This is a genomic window from Mesorhizobium sp. WSM4935, from assembly GCF_029625735.1.
GTDB lineage: Bacteria > Pseudomonadota > Alphaproteobacteria > Rhizobiales > Rhizobiaceae > Mesorhizobium.
This window is the reverse complement of record NZ_JARTVR010000002.1, coordinates 359,360-373,522: the sequence shown is the minus strand read 5'-3', so window position 1 is coordinate 373,522 and position 14,163 is coordinate 359,360. Positions and strand designations below refer to the sequence as shown.

The window sequence follows — 14,163 nt, the reverse complement described above, 5'->3', positions numbered from 1 at the left end:
ATCAGCCCGCGAGAATACGCTCGATCGCCGGGCGGTTCAGCCCCTTGAGGCCGATGACGACCAGCCGCGAGCGGCGATCGTCCTCGGCTGTCCAGGCGCGGTCGTAATAGTGGTTGACGCGCGGGCCGACCGCTTGCAGCAAAAGCCGCATCGGCTTGCCGCCGACCTCGACGAAGCCTTTGACACGCAGCACGTTCTCCTGCTCGGCGGCAAGGGCGACGCGCTTGGCCAGTTCATCGGGGTTGGCGACCGACGGGATGTCGATGACGAAGGAATCGAAATCGTCGTGCTCATGGTCGAGCTCGTCGTCGTGATGGGTCTTGCGGTTTTCGATGTCGTCCTCCACCGCAAGGCCAAGACCGAGCAGCACCGACGGATCGACCTTGCCCTGCGCGGTCGGCACCACCTTGACGGCGCGCGCCACATGCTCGCCGATGACGGCATTGGCGCGCTCGGAGCCTGCCGCATCCATCAAATCGCTCTTCGATAAGATGATCAGGTCGGCGCAGGCGATCTGGTCCTCGAACACTTCTTCCACCGGGTCGTCATGGTCGAGGGAATCGTCGGCTGCGCGCTGCGCCTGCAGCGCGTCCATGTCGGAGACGACGCGGCCGTCGGCCAATGCCGGGCCGTCGACCACGGCTACGACGCCGTCGACGGTGACGCGGCTCTTTACCGTCGGCCACTGGAAGGCCTGCACCAGCGGCTTCGGCAGAGCGAGGCCGGAGGTCTCGATCAGGATGTGGTCGACCTTCGGCGTGCGCGACAGGATTTGGTCAAGGGCAGGGACGAAGTCGTCGGCGACGGTGCAGCAGATGCAGCCATTAGCGAGCTCGACGATGTTTTCCTCCGGACAGGCATCGACGCCGCAACCTTTAAGGATCTCGCCGTCGATGCCGACATCGCCGAACTCGTTGACGATGATCGCCAGCCGCTTGCCCCTGGCGTTTTCGAGCAAGTTGCGGATCAGCGTCGTCTTGCCGGCGCCGAGAAAGCCGGTGACGACGGTGCAGGGAACACGGGAAACGGAAGCGTTCATGTCAGTCCTTGAGCAGGTCGAGGGGAGGGATGCGGGCAACCAGGCCGCGCTTGAGGGAATCGGGTCGGCCGCGCCAGGGGATCAGGCCGTCGGTCGAGGTAGCGAAGAGCTTTGCGCCGGCGACGAGATCGGCGCCGCTGGTCGTCTCCAGATCGCCGAAGACGTAACTCCAGCAGCCGTCGCGCAGCAGCGCTGCGCTTAGCCGGCGCTTGCAGTTGCCAAGGCATTCGACGGTGCGGATGTTGATCTTTTCGCCGGAAGCCGCCCGGCGCGTGCCCTCGGCCAGCAGCGCGCCGGCGCGCGGATGCGCGTCCGAGCCGGTCTCGTCACGGCAAGAGGAGCAGACGATGACGGTCACGCCGGCCACTGCGTCGGGCTCGAACGAAATGTCCGCACTGTTTGCCGGGAAACTGCCGTTGCGATCCAAAACCAGGCTCCTTGCCCGGAAAACCCGCCGGGCATTCGGATACTTAAAGTCTCAGACGGCAGGTCTCCTGGCTCGCGGGTCGTGGCCTCAGATGCCGCCTTCCCGGGAACATCCCAGTGGTTTTCGGCCAAGGCTCGTCGCTTACAGTTGCGGGGACAGCCGCGGATTTGGGTTTTGACCCGCACCGCATTCCCTCTTGGCTCCTCCCTTTGCCGGGAGAAGACCGTCTGCGGCGGATTTAGGCTTACGGCTAGGCGCCTGTCAACGCGCGGCTACGACACTGCGATGTCGGCCAGCGCCGGTCCGAGGTCGCCGGCGGGCGTCACTTCGATCGCCTCGAGGCCGAGCCAGGCCTGCATCTGCTTCAGTTCATCGAAAAGCTGGGCGGCGGTTTCGGGCGGCGCGCCTGCTTCGGCATAGGCGGCATTGACGCGCAGGACGCTCGCCGGCCGATCAGCCCTCAGATCGACACGGGCGACAATCCGGTCGCCAAGCAGGAAGGGCAGCACGTAATAGCCGTATTGGCGCTTTTCGGCCGGCGTGTAGATCTCGATGCGGTAGCGGAAGCCGAACAGCTTTTCGGTGCGCGTGCGTTCGAAAACCACGGGATCGAACGGGGCGAGTAGGGCCCGCGCCTCTATCCGGCGCGGAACACGGGCGTCCTTGTGGAGATAGGCAGGCTTGTCCCAGCCTTCGACCTTCACCGGCAGCAATTCGCCGGTTTCGACCAGTTCCTCGATGCGGTCCTTCGTGTCGCCCGGCGCGAGACGAAAATAGTCGCGCAGGTCGCCATAGGTGGCGACGCCGTGGGCACGGGCGGAAATGCGCAGCAATTCGCGATGCGCGTCCTCGACCGACGGTACGGGGAGGTCGAGCACCGCCTGCGGCAAAACGCGCTCGGGCAGGTCGTAATAGCGTTCGAAGCCGCGCCGGTAGGCGGTGGTGATGCGTCCGGCCCAGAACAGCCATTCGAAAGCGTGCTTGGCCTCGCTCCAGCCCCACCAGCCGCCATTGCCCTTATGGCCCTCGATGTCGGAAGCGGCGATCGGACCGCGATCGACGACCTCTCGATATATCTCGTCGATCATCGCCTCGCGCTGACGGCCCCATTTGGCCAGGCCTAGATACATCTCGTCACCCTGCTCGGCGCGCTGCATGCGCCAGCGCATCAAAGGATAGGTCTCGACAGGCAAGAACGACGCCTCATGCGCCCAATATTCAAAGACGGAGCGCTTGCGGGTGACAGCGGCATTGTCGAGCAGTGTAAGCGGGTAGGGGCCGAGGCGCGAATAGAGCGGCATATAATGCGCGCGGACCACCGCGCTCACGGAATCGATCTGCAACAGGCCGGTCCGCGAAAGCACACGCGCAAGGTGCCGGCGATCCGGAACTCCTGCGGGGCGAGGGTCGTTGAACCCTTGTGCGCCGAGCGCAATGCGCCTCGCCATGGCGAGCGAGATTTTCTCCTTCATCAGGTATCCTTGCCCCGATCGTCCGTTGGTTTTTTAGCCGATGATTCCGGCGATGCTAGCAGGCAAATGGCGGCAGATGTGTCAGGAGAGAAAAGTGGAGTAAAAAGTGAAGGAAATCAAACAGGAGCGGATCGGACCAGTTTCTTCCGATAAGGCGTCCAGGGCCGCGATTTGAACAAGGTTTGACTTGCGTCACCGAAACCGCTGCGCTAACCCTCGCCGCGTTGCAGCATGGGCCCGTTAAAACGGTTCAGCGGTTAATCTGTCACGCTTCCGCATTAGAGTTCGTTGCTGTAATCAACATGAGCTACCCCCGCCGAAGGAAAGCCGCCGCATGAGCGCACTCCTGAGTTCGTACCTGCCTATCGTGCTGTTCATCGCCGTGGCGATGATCGTCGGTCTGGCGCTTATCGTCGCACCCTTCCTGGTGGCCTACCGCAATCCCGATCCGGAAAAGCTTTCCGCCTATGAATGCGGGTTCAACTCGTTCGACGACGCCCGCATGAAATTCGACATTCGATTCTATCTGGTGTCGATCCTGTTCATCATCTTCGATCTCGAGGTCGCCTTCCTGTTCCCGTGGGCGGTGTCCTTCTCGAAGCTCGGTATGCTCGGCTTCTGGTCGATGATGGTGTTTCTGGCGGTGCTAACCATCGGCTTTGCCTATGAATGGAAAAAAGGAGCGCTGGAATGGGATTGAACGACAGTTCAGGCACCCTCGTCGCGCCGAAGCCCAAGGGCATCATCGATCCCAATACCGGCAGGCCGGTGGGGGAGGACGATCCCTTCTTCCTCGAAATCAACAATGAGCTCGCCGACAAGGGTTTCCTTGTCACCTCGACCGAAGCGCTGATCACCTGGGCGCGCAGCGGCTCGCTGATGTTCATGACCTTCGGCCTCGCCTGCTGTGCGGTCGAGATGATCCACACCTCGATGCCGCGCTATGACTCGGAGCGGTTCGGCGTCGCGCCGCGCGCGTCTCCGCGCCAGTCCGACATCATGATCGTCGCCGGCACGCTGACCAACAAGATGGCGCCGGCGCTGCGCAAGGTCTACGACCAGATGCCGGAGCCGCGCTACGTCATCTCGATGGGATCCTGCGCCAATGGCGGCGGCTACTACCACTATTCTTATTCGGTGGTGCGCGGCTGTGACCGCGTCGTGCCCGTAGACATCTATGTGCCCGGCTGTCCGCCGAGCGCCGAAGCGCTGCTCTACGGCATTCTCCTTCTGCAGAAGAAGATCCGCCGCACCGGCACGATCGAACGGTGAGCCAATGACCCTGGCGTTGAACGAACTCTCCACCTATCTCGGCGAGAAGCTCTCCGGCCGCATTGGCGAAGCCGTGCTTGCCTATGGCGAGCTGACAGTCTCCGTCGACCCGGGCAAGCTGATCGAGGTGGCGACCTTCCTGCGCGACGATCCGCGCTGCCAGTTCATCTCGATCATCGACATTTGCGGCGCTGACTACCCCTCGCGCGCCAAGCGCTTCGATGTCGTCTACCACCTTCTGTCGCCGAAGCAGAATGTGCGCATCCGCCTCAAGTTGCAGGCCGACGAGGAAACGCTGGTGCCGTCGCTGACCGCCGTCTATCCGGGTGCCGACTGGTATGAGCGCGAGACGTATGACCTTTACGGCGTGCTGTTTAGCGGCCATCCGGATCTGCGCCGCATTCTCACCGATTACGGCTTCGAGGGGCACCCGCTGCGCAAGGATTTCCCGCTTACCGGCTTCGTCGAGGTGCGCTACGACGACGAGGCCAAGCGCGTGATCTACGAGCCGGTCGAGCTCAAGCAGGAATTCCGCAATTTCGATTTTCTTTCTCCTTGGGAAGGGACGGACTACGTCCTGCCCGGGGATGAAAAAGCCAAGACGAATTGAGGCGCCGCGATGGCTGAGACCTCCGTCCGCAATTTCAACATTAACTTTGGGCCTCAACACCCTGCCGCGCACGGTGTTTTGAGGTTGGTTCTCGAGCTGGACGGCGAAGTTGTCGACCGCGTCGATCCGCATATCGGTCTGCTCCACCGCGGCACCGAGAAGCTGATCGAGGCCAAGACCTATCTGCAGGCCGTGCCCTATCTCGACCGGCTCGACTATTGCGCGCCGATGAACCAGGAGCATGCCTTCGCGCTCGCGGCCGAGCGGCTGCTCGGCATCGAGGTGCCGAAGCGCGGCCAGCTGATCCGCGTGCTCTATTCCGAAATGGGCCGCATCATGTCGCACATCCTCAATGTGACGACGCAGGCGATGGACGTCGGCGCGCTGACCCCGCCGCTGTGGGGCTTCGTCGAGCGCGAAAAGCTTATGGTGTTCTACGAGCGCGCCTCGGGCTCACGCATGCATGCGGCCTATTTCCGGCCGGGTGGCGTGCACCAGGACCTGCCGCAGAAGCTGGTCGAGGATATCGGCAAGTGGATCGACCCGTTCCTGAAGTCGATCGACGATCTCGACGCCCTGCTCACGCCCAACCGCATCTTCAAGCAGCGCAATGTCGATATCGGCACGGTGTCGCTGGTCGACGCCTGGGCCTGGGGCTTTTCGGGCGTGATGGTGCGCGGCTCGGGCGCTGCCTGGGACCTGCGCAAGGCGCAGCCCTATGAATGCTATTCCGAGATGGATTTCGACATCCCGGTCGGCAAGAACGGTGACTGCTACGACCGTTACCTTGTGCGGATGGAAGAGATGCGCCAGTCGGCCAGGATCATGCGCCAGTGCGTCGATCTTCTGCTCGGCAAGGAAAGCGCCGGCCCGGTGTCGAACCTCGACGGCAAGGTGGTGCCGCCGAAGCGCGCGGCGATGAAGCGTTCGATGGAAGCGCTGATCCATCACTTCAAGCTCTATACCGAGGGCTATCGCGTGCCGGCCGGCGAGGTCTACGCGGCCGTCGAAGCGCCGAAAGGCGAATTCGGCGTCTATCTGGTCTCCGACGGCACCAACAAACCGTATCGCTGCAAGCTGCGCGCGCCTGGTTTCGCGCATCTGCAAGCCATGGATTTCCTGTGCCGCGGCCACATGCTGGCCGACGTCACCGCCGTGCTTGGCTCCCTCGACATCGTGTTTGGTGAGGTCGATCGCTAAATGTCAGTCCGCCGTCTTGCAGAAGCCAGCCTCCAGCCAGCCTCGTTCGCCTTCAACAAGGAGAACGCGGCGGCGGCTGAGCAGTGGATCGCCAAATATCCGAAGGGGCGCGAGCAGTCCGCCATCATCCCCTTGCTGATGCTGGCGCAGGAACAGGAAGGCTGGGTCACTAAGGCGGCGATCGAGACGATCTCGGACATGCTTGGCATGCCGCGCATCCGCGGCCTCGAGGTCGCGACCTTCTACACGCAGTACCAGCTCAATCCGGTCGGCACGCGCGCCCATATCCAGGTCTGCGGCACTACGCCCTGCATGCTGCGCGGCTCGGAAGCGCTGATGGATGTGTGCCGGTCGAAGATCCATCATGACCAGTTCCATACCAACGACAAGGGCACGCTGTCGTGGGAGGAGGTCGAATGCCTCGGCGCCTGCGTCAACGCGCCGATGGTCATGATCTTCAAGGACACATTCGAAGACCTGACGCCCGAGCGGCTGGCCGAGATCATCGATCTTTATGACGCGGGCAAGGGCGCCGAGGTGAAGCCCGGTCCGCAGAACGGCCGCCACGGGTCCGAGCCGGCCGATGGTTTGAAGACGCTGACAAATGAAAAGGCGATCCTGAAGTCGACGCGCGACAAGGAAGCCAAGGCGGCCGCGAAGGCCGCCAAGGATGCCGCCGCGGCGCCGGCTGCTGCTCCTGCTGCAACCTCACAGCCTGCCGCAGCCCCGGCACCCGCTGCTCCGGCCGCCTCGGGTCCGGTTGCACCGTCAAAATCCAGCAAGCCGAAGACTCACGCGGCTGAAACCAGCCCGGCGCTCAACACGCCGTCCTCCGTCAAGGTAGCTCCGGCCACCGAGAACGGCGCCAGCGTCAGGGCGCCCCGGCATTCGGCCGCCAACGCCAACCAGGCCGATCCGGGAGTCGAGGCCGTTTCCAAGCCGCGCAGCGGGCCGAAGACGAAAGCCGAACCGGTCGCGGCCTTCAAGGCGCCGGAAACCAAGCAGCCGGCCGCCAAAACGGCGAAGCCTTCGCTGGAGGACAAGAACCGTCCGGCCGGCATCGAACGCCCGGCTACCGTCGACGATCTCAAGCTGATCTCCGGCGTCGGCCCGAAAATAGAAGGCATTTTGCACTCGCTTGGCATCTACACCTTCGCGCAGGTCGCCGGCTGGAAGAAGGCCGAGCGCGAATGGGTCGACGGCTATCTCAATTTCCGCGGCCGCATCGAGCGTGACGACTGGGTGAAGCAGGCCAAGGCGCTCGCCAAGGGCGGCGTTGCCGAATACATCCGCGTCTTCGGCAAGAAGCCGGTCTGAGGGACGAAAAATGCTTCAGGACAAAGACCGCATCTTCACCAACATCTACGGCCTGTTCGACAAGTCGCTGGCCGGCGCGCAGTCGCGCGGCATCTGGGACGATACGCCCGGCCTGATCGCCAAGGGCCGCGACTGGATCGTCAACGAGATGAAGGCGTCGGGGCTGCGCGGGCGCGGCGGCGCCGGCTTCCCGACCGGGCTGAAGTGGTCGTTCATGCCCAAGCAGAGCGACGGGCGCCCGAGCTATCTGGTCATCAATGCCGACGAATCCGAGCCCGGCACCTGCAAGGACCGCGACATCCTGCGCAACGATCCGCACACGCTGGTCGAAGGCGCGCTGGTTGCCGGCTTCGCCATGGGCGCGGTCGCCGCCTACATCTATGTGCGCGGCGAGTTCATCCGCGAGCGCGAGGCGCTGCAGCGTGCCATCGACGAGGCTTATGCGGCCAGGCTGATCGGCAAGAACAACACGTCCGGCTACGACTTCGACGTCTACATGCATCACGGCGCAGGCGCCTATATCTGCGGCGAGGAGACGGCGCTGCTCGAAAGCCTCGAGGGCAAGAAGGGCCAGCCGCGGCTGAAGCCGCCATTCCCGGCCAATGTCGGCCTTTATGGCTGCCCGACCACGGTCAACAATGTCGAATCGATCGCAGTGGCGCCGACCATCCTGCGCCGGGGCGCCGCCTGGTTCTCGTCCTTCGGCCGCCCGAACAATGCCGGCACCAAGCTGTTCTGCGTGTCCGGCCACGTCAACAATCCGTGCACTTTCGAAGAAGCGATGTCGATCCCGTTCCGGGAGCTGATCGAAACGCATTGCGGCGGCATCCGCGGCGGCTGGGACAATCTTCTGGCGGTGATCCCGGGCGGCGCTTCGGTGCCGTTGGTGCCGGCCGAGCAGATCATGGACGCGCCGATGGATTTCGACGCGCTGCGCGACCTCAAATCCGGCCTCGGCACGGCGGCCGTCATCGTCATGGACAAGTCGACGGATATCGTGAAGGCGATCGCCAGGCTGTCCTACTTCTACAAGCATGAGAGCTGCGGCCAGTGCACGCCGTGCCGCGAAGGCACCGGCTGGATGTGGCGGGTGATGGAGCGGCTGGTGCGCGGCGAGGCGCAGAAGCGCGAGATCGACATGTTGCTCGACGTCACCAAGCAGGTCGAGGGTCACACGATCTGCGCGCTGGGCGACGCGGCGGCTTGGCCGATCCAGGGCCTGATGCGGCATTTCCGTGGCGAGGTGGAACGCCGCATCGACGAGTTTTCGCGCAACGCGCACCGGGTCGAGCCGGTGATGGTGGCGGCGGAATAAGACTTCGAAATACGGGCTTGGCCCGAGACTGAAAGCAGGGGCGGGGCATACGAGGAAACGACCAGGAGCTCTCTATGGCGCCGTATTCGATACCCTATCCGTTCATGCCTGATTTGGACCAACTCGAGAAAATGAACCAAGACCTGACCAAGATGATGCCGAAGGAGATGGTCAGCGCCGTCAACCTTCTGGCGCATCCGGTCGCGGGCGCCGCGGCTATGTCGGCGCTCGGCATCGGTCTTGCCAACCATGCCGTCGGCATGTGGATGGGCGCCTTCACCGGCGCGCTGGAGGCCTCGCAGCGCATGTTCCAGCCTTTCCTCGACGACCTCGATGCGCAGAGCGAAGCGGCCGCCAACGCCACCAAGGCGCGCAAGGCGACCGAGACGCTGATCGCCAGAGCGCAGACCTTCGCCAGGGACGTGACCGACATCGCGGCGAACGCGACCGAGAAGGCGCTCGACGCGACCGGATCCGGTCTCGTTGCCCAACCGGCTGCGACCGGGCTGATGCCTGAGGATTTCAGGCAGCCGAAGGCAATCGACAAGCCGGCGAAGCCGTCGGACCTGAAGGCGATTTCAGGCATCGGGCCGAAGCTGGAGAAGGTGCTCAACGGTCTTGGCATCTGGACCTACGGCCAGATCGCCGCCTGGACGTCGGAAGAGATCGCCTGGGTGGAAGATTATCTGTCGCTCGCCGGCCGCATCGGTCGCGACGACTGGACTGCTCAGGCCGCGGCGCTCGCCGCGAAGAAGTGAATTGAAATGCCGGGGGGGGGGGGGGGGGGGGGGGGGGGGGGGGATTGCGGGATATCCGCAGAGGTTTGAGGCGAATGGCAAAGCTAAAGGTCGACGGGAAAGAGATCACGGTACCCGACCATTACACGCTGCTGCAGGCGGCCGAGGACGCCGGCGCGGAAGTGCCGCGCTTCTGCTTCCATGAGCGGCTGTCCATCGCCGGCAATTGCCGCATGTGCCTGATCGAGGTGAAGGGCGGCCCGCCCAAGCCGCAGGCGTCCTGCGCCATGGGCGTGCGCGACCTGCGCCCCGGCCCGAATGGCGAGCCGCCGGAAATCTTCACCAACACGCCGATGGTCAAGAAGGCCCGCGAAGGCGTGATGGAATTCCTGCTAATCAACCATCCGCTGGACTGCCCGATCTGCGACCAGGGCGGCGAATGCGACCTGCAGGACCAGGCGATGGCCTTCGGCGTCGATTCCTCGCGCTACCACGAAAACAAGCGCGCGGTCGAAGACAAGTATATCGGCCCGCTGGTCAAGACGGTGATGAACCGCTGCATCCACTGCACGCGCTGCGTCCGCTTCACCACCGAGGTCGCCGGCATCTCCGAGCTCGGCCTGATCGGCCGCGGCGAGGATGCCGAGATCACCACCTATCTAGAGCAGGCGATGACGTCGGAGCTGCAGGGCAATGTCATCGATCTGTGCCCCGTCGGCGCGCTGACTTCCAAGCCGTTCGCCTTCCAGGCACGGCCATGGGAGCTGACCAAGACGGAATCGATCGACGTCATGGACGCCGTCGGCTCCGCGATCCGCGTCGACTCCAGAGGCCGCGAGGTGATGCGCATCCTGCCGCGCGTCAACGAGGCGGTGAACGAGGAGTGGATCTCCGACAAGACCCGCTTCATCTGGGACGGCCTGCGCACGCAGCGCCTCGACCGCCCCTATGTACGCAGGGACGGCAAGCTCGCCCCGGCAAGCTGGGCCGAAGCCTTCGCAGCGATCAAGGAACAGATATCGAAGACGGCCCCGGAGCGGATCGGCGCGATCGCCGGCGACCTCGCCGCGGTCGAGGAGATCTACGCGCTCAAGCTCTTGATGGCGGCGCTCGGCTCGAAGAACATCGACTGCCGCCAGGATGGCGCAGCGCTCGATCCCTCGCTCGGCCGCGCCAGCTACATCTTCAATCCGACCATCGAGGGCATCGAGCAGGCGGATGCGGTGCTGATCATCGGCGCCAATCCACGCTTCGAGGCCTCGGTGCTCAACGCCCGCATCCGCAAGCGCTGGCGCGTCGGCAATCTGCCGGTCGGCGTCATCGGCGAGATCGGCGATACGCGCTACGATTATGAGCTGATCGGCGCCGGCCCGGAATCGCTCAGGGATCTCGCCGACGGCAATGGCAAATTCTTCGAGGTGCTGAGCAAGGCCACGCATCCGCTGATCATCGTCGGCCAGGGCGCGCTGGCGCGCACGGACGGCGCGGCGGTGCTCGGCCAGGCGGCAAGGCTCGCGGCCGCCGTCAATGCGGTCACGGCCGAATGGAACGGCTTTGCGGTGCTGCACAACGCAGCGGCCCGGGTCGGCGGCCTCGATGTCGGCTTCGTGCCGGGCGAGGGCGGCAAGGACGTCGCCGGCATGCTGGGCGACACCGATGTGCTCTTCCTGCTCGGCGCCGACGAAATCGACATGGCCAAGACCGGCGGCGCCTTCGTCGTCTATATCGGCACCCATGGCGATGCCGGCGCGCACCGCGCCAATGTCATCCTCCCGGCAGCGGCCTACACCGAGAAGTCCGGCACTTATGTCAATACAGAAGGCCGTGTGCAGCAGACCAACCGCGCCGGCTTTGCTCCGGGCGAGGCGCGCGAGGACTGGGCGATCCTGCGGGCGCTGTCGGATGTGCTCGGCAAGAAGCTGCCCTTCGATTCGCTGGCGCAGCTGCGCGCCAAGCTCTATGGCGAGTTCCCGCATCTCGCCCGCATCGACCAGGTGCAGGCGGGCAGCGCCGACCACGTCGCCAAGGCGGCGAAGCTCGGCGGCCGGCTGAACAAGGGCACCTTCACCTCGCCGGTGAAGGATTTCTATCTCACCAACCCGATCGCGCGGGCGTCGGCCGTGATGGCCGAATGCTCGGCGCTGGCCAAGAGCGGCTTCAAGCAGGCGGCGGAATAAGCATGGACACCTTCTTCTCCCTTTACGTGCTGCCGGCGCTGCTGATCCTCTTGAAGTCGGTCGTGCTGATCGTCGTGCTGCTGATCGGCGTCGCATACCTGCTCTATGCCGACCGCAAGATCTGGGCGGCGGTGCAACTGCGTCGCGGCCCGAACGTCGTCGGCCCGTGGGGTACACTGCAGGCCTTTGCCGACCTTCTGAAATTCGTCTTCAAGGAGCCGGTGATCCCGTCGGGCGCCAACAAGGGCGTGTTCCTTCTGGCGCCGCTGGTGTCGGCGGTGCTGGCAATTTCGGCCTGGGCCGTGGTTCCGGTCAATGAGGGCTGGGCCATCGCCAACATCAATGTCGGCATCCTCTATGTCTTCGCCATCTCCTCGCTCGAGGTCTATGGCGTGATCATGGGCGGCTGGGCGTCCAACTCGAAATACCCGTTCCTCGGCGCGCTGCGCTCGGCCGCGCAGATGGTGTCCTACGAAGTCTCGATCGGCTTTGTCATCGTCACCGTGCTGCTCACCGTCGGCTCGCTCAACCTCTCCGATATCGTCATGTCGCAGCAGGACGGCCTCGGCACCAGGCTCGGCCTGCCCAACACCTTTCTCGACTGGCATTGGCTTTCGCTGTTGCCGATGTTCGTGATCTTCTTCATCTCCGCGCTCGCCGAGACGAACCGCCCGCCTTTCGACCTGGTGGAGGCGGAATCGGAACTCGTCGCCGGCCACATGGTCGAGTATTCGTCGACGCCGTTCCTGCTCTTCTTCCTCGGCGAGTATGTCGCCGTCGTCCTGATGTGCGCGCTGGCGACCATCCTGTTCCTCGGCGGCTGGCTGCCACCGTTCAATTTCGCGCCCTTCACCTGGATACCAGGCGTGATCTGGTTCGTGCTGAAGATCTGCCTGATGTTCTTCATGTTCTCGATGGTGAAGGCTTTTGTGCCGCGCTACCGCTACGACCAGCTGATGCGGCTGGGCTGGAAAGTGTTCCTGCCGATCTCGCTGTTCATGGTCGTCGCCACCGCGGCCTTCCTCAAGATCACGGGGTTTGCGTGATGTCCGCTCTGGCCCAGGCCGCAAAATCGCTGCTGCTGAAGGATTTCGTCAGCGCCTTCTTCCTTTCGATGCGCCAGTTCTTCGCGCCGAAGGAAACGATCAATTATCCGCATGAGAAGGGGCCGACCAGCCCGCGCTTCCGCGGCGAGCACGCGTTGCGCCGTTATCCGAATGGCGAGGAACGCTGCATCGCCTGCAAGCTCTGCGAGGCGATCTGCCCGGCGCAGGCCATCACCATTGAGGCCGGCCCGCGCCGCAATGACGGCACGCGCCGCACCGTGCGCTACGACATCGACATGGTGAAGTGCATCTATTGTGGCTTCTGCCAGGAAGCCTGCCCGGTCGACGCTATCGTCGAGGGGCCGAATTTCGAATTCGCGACCGAGACGCGCGAGGAGCTTTACTACAATAAGGAAAAGCTGCTCGCGAACGGCGATCGCTGGGAGCGTGAGCTGGCGCGCAACATCGCGCTGGATGCGCCCTATCGCTGACATTTGACGCATGGACGGGGCGAGGGGCCTCGTTTAAGGACAACGCAACTTTGCCAGCCGGAGGCGGCGGCGAACATCGAACGAGGGCGCCGAGCCCAATGTTCGGACAGGAACCCGGGGGAACCCCATGCTGAGTGGATTAGAGGCGGCCTTTTTCTACCTCTTCGCCTTTATCGCCGTGGCGTCGGCCTTCATGGTCATTTCATCGCGCAACCCCGTGCATTCGGTGCTCTTCCTGATCCTCACCTTCTTCAACGCCGCCGGCCTGTTCATGCTGACCGGCGCCGAGTTCCTGGCGATGATCCTGCTCGTCGTCTATGTCGGCGCGGTGATGGTGCTGTTCCTGTTCGTCGTCATGATGCTCGATGTCGACTTCGCGGAGATGAAGCAGGGCGCCCTGCAATACGCGCCGATCGGCGCGCTGGTCGGGCTGATCCTGGCGGCGGAGCTGATCGTCGTGCTCGGCGGCTACACATTCGCGCCGCAGCTTGCCTCGACGGTCGCCAAGGCAATGCCGGATCTCGCCACGCGCTCCAACACGGCGGCGCTCGGCGACATCCTCTATACGGACTACCTCTATTATTTCCAGATTTCCGGCCTGGTGCTGCTGGTGGCCATGATCGGCGCCATCGTGCTGACACTGCGCCACAAGGAGGGCGTCAAGCGGCAGTCGATCGCCGCGCAGGTCGCCCGCACGCCGGCGACGGGCATGGAAATCCGCAAGGTCAAATCGGGCGAGGGCATCTGAGATGGTCGTCGGCATTGCACATTACCTGACCGTATCGGCGATCCTGTTCACGCTCGGCGTGTTCGGCATCTTCCTCAACCGCCGCAACATCATCGTCATCCTCATGTCGGTCGAGCTCATCCTGCTTGCAGTCAACATCAATTTCGTCGCGTTCTCGGCGGCGCTGCATGACCTCGTCGGACAGGTGTTCGCCCTGTTCGTGCTGACGGTCGCGGCCGCGGAAGCCGCGATCGGTCTTGCCATTCTTGTCGTCTTCTTCCGCAACCGCGGCTCGATCGCGGTCGAAGACGTGAGCGCGATGAAGGGTTGACG

15 protein-coding genes and 1 riboswitch are annotated in these 14,163 nt (G+C 63.9%); of the genes, 12 read left to right on the top strand and 3 right to left on the bottom strand.

Annotated elements, in window-relative coordinates; all coding sequences use genetic code 11:
* Window position 1 precedes the first annotated feature (1 nt).
* The 3 genes from cobW to P9273_RS06055 form a co-directional block, all read right to left on the bottom strand.
* Window positions 2-1,039: a cobalamin biosynthesis protein CobW gene (cobW, locus tag P9273_RS06065; RefSeq protein WP_278048077.1), complete on the bottom strand. Its 1,038-nt coding sequence runs from the start codon at window positions 1,037-1,039 to the stop codon at window positions 2-4.
* 1 nt (window position 1,040) lies between these two features.
* Complete coding sequence (locus tag P9273_RS06060) at window positions 1,041-1,466, bottom strand: DUF1636 family protein (protein ID WP_278048076.1); 426 nt, start codon at window positions 1,464-1,466, stop codon at window positions 1,041-1,043.
* Between the two features lie 40 nt (window positions 1,467-1,506).
* Window positions 1,507-1,709: riboswitch (cobalamin riboswitch) on the bottom strand.
* A 29-nt stretch (window positions 1,710-1,738) separates the two neighbouring features.
* Window positions 1,739-2,938, bottom strand: coding sequence for a winged helix-turn-helix domain-containing protein (locus tag P9273_RS06055; protein WP_278048075.1), 1,200 nt, complete (start codon window positions 2,936-2,938; stop codon window positions 1,739-1,741).
* Window positions 2,939-3,272: 334 nt separating this feature from the next.
* Between P9273_RS06055 and P9273_RS06050 the strand changes: the two genes are divergently transcribed.
* The 12 genes from P9273_RS06050 (at window position 3,273) to nuoK (ending at window position 14,161) form a co-directional block, all read left to right on the top strand.
* The gene (locus P9273_RS06050) at window positions 3,273-3,638 is read left to right on the top strand and encodes an NADH-quinone oxidoreductase subunit A (RefSeq protein WP_040982049.1); all 366 of its coding nucleotides are present in this window, start codon (window positions 3,273-3,275) and stop codon (window positions 3,636-3,638) included.
* Window positions 3,629-4,210: a NuoB/complex I 20 kDa subunit family protein gene (locus P9273_RS06045; RefSeq protein WP_015317338.1), complete on the top strand. Its 582-nt coding sequence runs from the start codon at window positions 3,629-3,631 to the stop codon at window positions 4,208-4,210. The genes P9273_RS06050 and P9273_RS06045 overlap by 10 nt, the downstream gene beginning before the upstream one ends.
* A gap of 4 nt (window positions 4,211-4,214) precedes the next feature.
* Entirely contained in the window at window positions 4,215-4,820 is a 606-nt protein-coding gene (locus tag P9273_RS06040; RefSeq protein ID WP_278048074.1) for an NADH-quinone oxidoreductase subunit C, read from the top strand.
* Between the two features lie 9 nt (window positions 4,821-4,829).
* A complete protein-coding gene (locus tag P9273_RS06035; protein WP_278048073.1) occupies window positions 4,830-6,020 on the top strand; it encodes an NADH-quinone oxidoreductase subunit D in 1,191 nt (396 codons plus the stop codon).
* Window positions 6,021-7,337 (top strand): NADH-quinone oxidoreductase subunit E, encoded by a 1,317-nt coding sequence (locus tag P9273_RS06030; protein WP_278048072.1) that lies wholly within the window; start codon window positions 6,021-6,023, stop codon window positions 7,335-7,337.
* 10 nt (window positions 7,338-7,347) lie between these two features.
* The gene (nuoF, locus tag P9273_RS06025) at window positions 7,348-8,652 is read left to right on the top strand and encodes an NADH-quinone oxidoreductase subunit NuoF (protein ID WP_040999127.1); all 1,305 of its coding nucleotides are present in this window, start codon (window positions 7,348-7,350) and stop codon (window positions 8,650-8,652) included.
* 74 nt (window positions 8,653-8,726) lie between these two features.
* Window positions 8,727-9,410 (top strand): NADH-ubiquinone dehydrogenase, encoded by a 684-nt coding sequence (locus P9273_RS06020; RefSeq protein WP_278048071.1) that lies wholly within the window; start codon window positions 8,727-8,729, stop codon window positions 9,408-9,410.
* Window positions 9,411-9,484: 74 nt separating this feature from the next.
* Window positions 9,485-11,566: an NADH-quinone oxidoreductase subunit NuoG gene (gene nuoG / locus P9273_RS06015; protein ID WP_278048070.1), complete on the top strand. Its 2,082-nt coding sequence runs from the start codon at window positions 9,485-9,487 to the stop codon at window positions 11,564-11,566.
* A 2-nt stretch (window positions 11,567-11,568) separates the two neighbouring features.
* Entirely contained in the window at window positions 11,569-12,612 is a 1,044-nt protein-coding gene (gene nuoH / locus P9273_RS06010) for an NADH-quinone oxidoreductase subunit NuoH (protein WP_278048069.1), read from the top strand.
* Window positions 12,612-13,103, top strand: coding sequence for an NADH-quinone oxidoreductase subunit NuoI (gene nuoI / locus P9273_RS06005; RefSeq protein WP_040982026.1), 492 nt, complete (start codon window positions 12,612-12,614; stop codon window positions 13,101-13,103). The genes nuoH and nuoI overlap by 1 nt, the downstream gene beginning before the upstream one ends.
* A gap of 127 nt (window positions 13,104-13,230) precedes the next feature.
* Window positions 13,231-13,851 carry an NADH-quinone oxidoreductase subunit J gene (locus P9273_RS06000; RefSeq protein WP_040999135.1) on the top strand — a complete coding sequence of 207 codons (621 nt, stop codon included), beginning with the start codon at window positions 13,231-13,233 and terminating at the stop codon, window positions 13,849-13,851.
* A gap of 1 nt (window position 13,852) precedes the next feature.
* Window positions 13,853-14,161 (top strand): NADH-quinone oxidoreductase subunit NuoK, encoded by a 309-nt coding sequence (nuoK, locus tag P9273_RS05995; RefSeq protein ID WP_040982022.1) that lies wholly within the window; start codon window positions 13,853-13,855, stop codon window positions 14,159-14,161.
* The last annotated feature ends 2 nt before the right edge of the window (window positions 14,162-14,163 follow it).

Bases quoted from the DNA above. Each gene is read 5' to 3' on its own strand.
- cobW (WP_278048077.1), bottom strand. From the start codon at position 1,039: ATGAACGCTTCCGTTTCCCGTGTTCCCTGCACCGTCGTCACCGGCTTT.
- P9273_RS06055 (WP_278048075.1), bottom strand. From the start codon at position 2,938: ATGAAGGAGAAAATCTCGCTCGCCATGGCGAGGCGCATTGCGCTCGGC.
- P9273_RS06050 (WP_040982049.1), top strand. From the start codon at position 3,273: ATGAGCGCACTCCTGAGTTCGTACCTGCCTATCGTGCTGTTCATCGCC.
- P9273_RS06045 (WP_015317338.1), top strand. From the start codon at position 3,629: ATGGGATTGAACGACAGTTCAGGCACCCTCGTCGCGCCGAAGCCCAAG.
- P9273_RS06040 (WP_278048074.1), top strand. From the start codon at position 4,215: ATGACCCTGGCGTTGAACGAACTCTCCACCTATCTCGGCGAGAAGCTC.
- P9273_RS06035 (WP_278048073.1), top strand. From the start codon at position 4,830: ATGGCTGAGACCTCCGTCCGCAATTTCAACATTAACTTTGGGCCTCAA.
- P9273_RS06030 (WP_278048072.1), top strand. From the start codon at position 6,021: ATGTCAGTCCGCCGTCTTGCAGAAGCCAGCCTCCAGCCAGCCTCGTTC.
- nuoF (WP_040999127.1), top strand. From the start codon at position 7,348: ATGCTTCAGGACAAAGACCGCATCTTCACCAACATCTACGGCCTGTTC.
- P9273_RS06020 (WP_278048071.1), top strand. From the start codon at position 8,727: ATGGCGCCGTATTCGATACCCTATCCGTTCATGCCTGATTTGGACCAA.
- nuoG (WP_278048070.1), top strand. From the start codon at position 9,485: ATGGCAAAGCTAAAGGTCGACGGGAAAGAGATCACGGTACCCGACCAT.
- nuoH (WP_278048069.1), top strand. From the start codon at position 11,569: ATGGACACCTTCTTCTCCCTTTACGTGCTGCCGGCGCTGCTGATCCTC.
- nuoI (WP_040982026.1), top strand. From the start codon at position 12,612: ATGTCCGCTCTGGCCCAGGCCGCAAAATCGCTGCTGCTGAAGGATTTC.
- P9273_RS06000 (WP_040999135.1), top strand. From the start codon at position 13,231: ATGCTGAGTGGATTAGAGGCGGCCTTTTTCTACCTCTTCGCCTTTATC.
- nuoK (WP_040982022.1), top strand. From the start codon at position 13,853: ATGGTCGTCGGCATTGCACATTACCTGACCGTATCGGCGATCCTGTTC.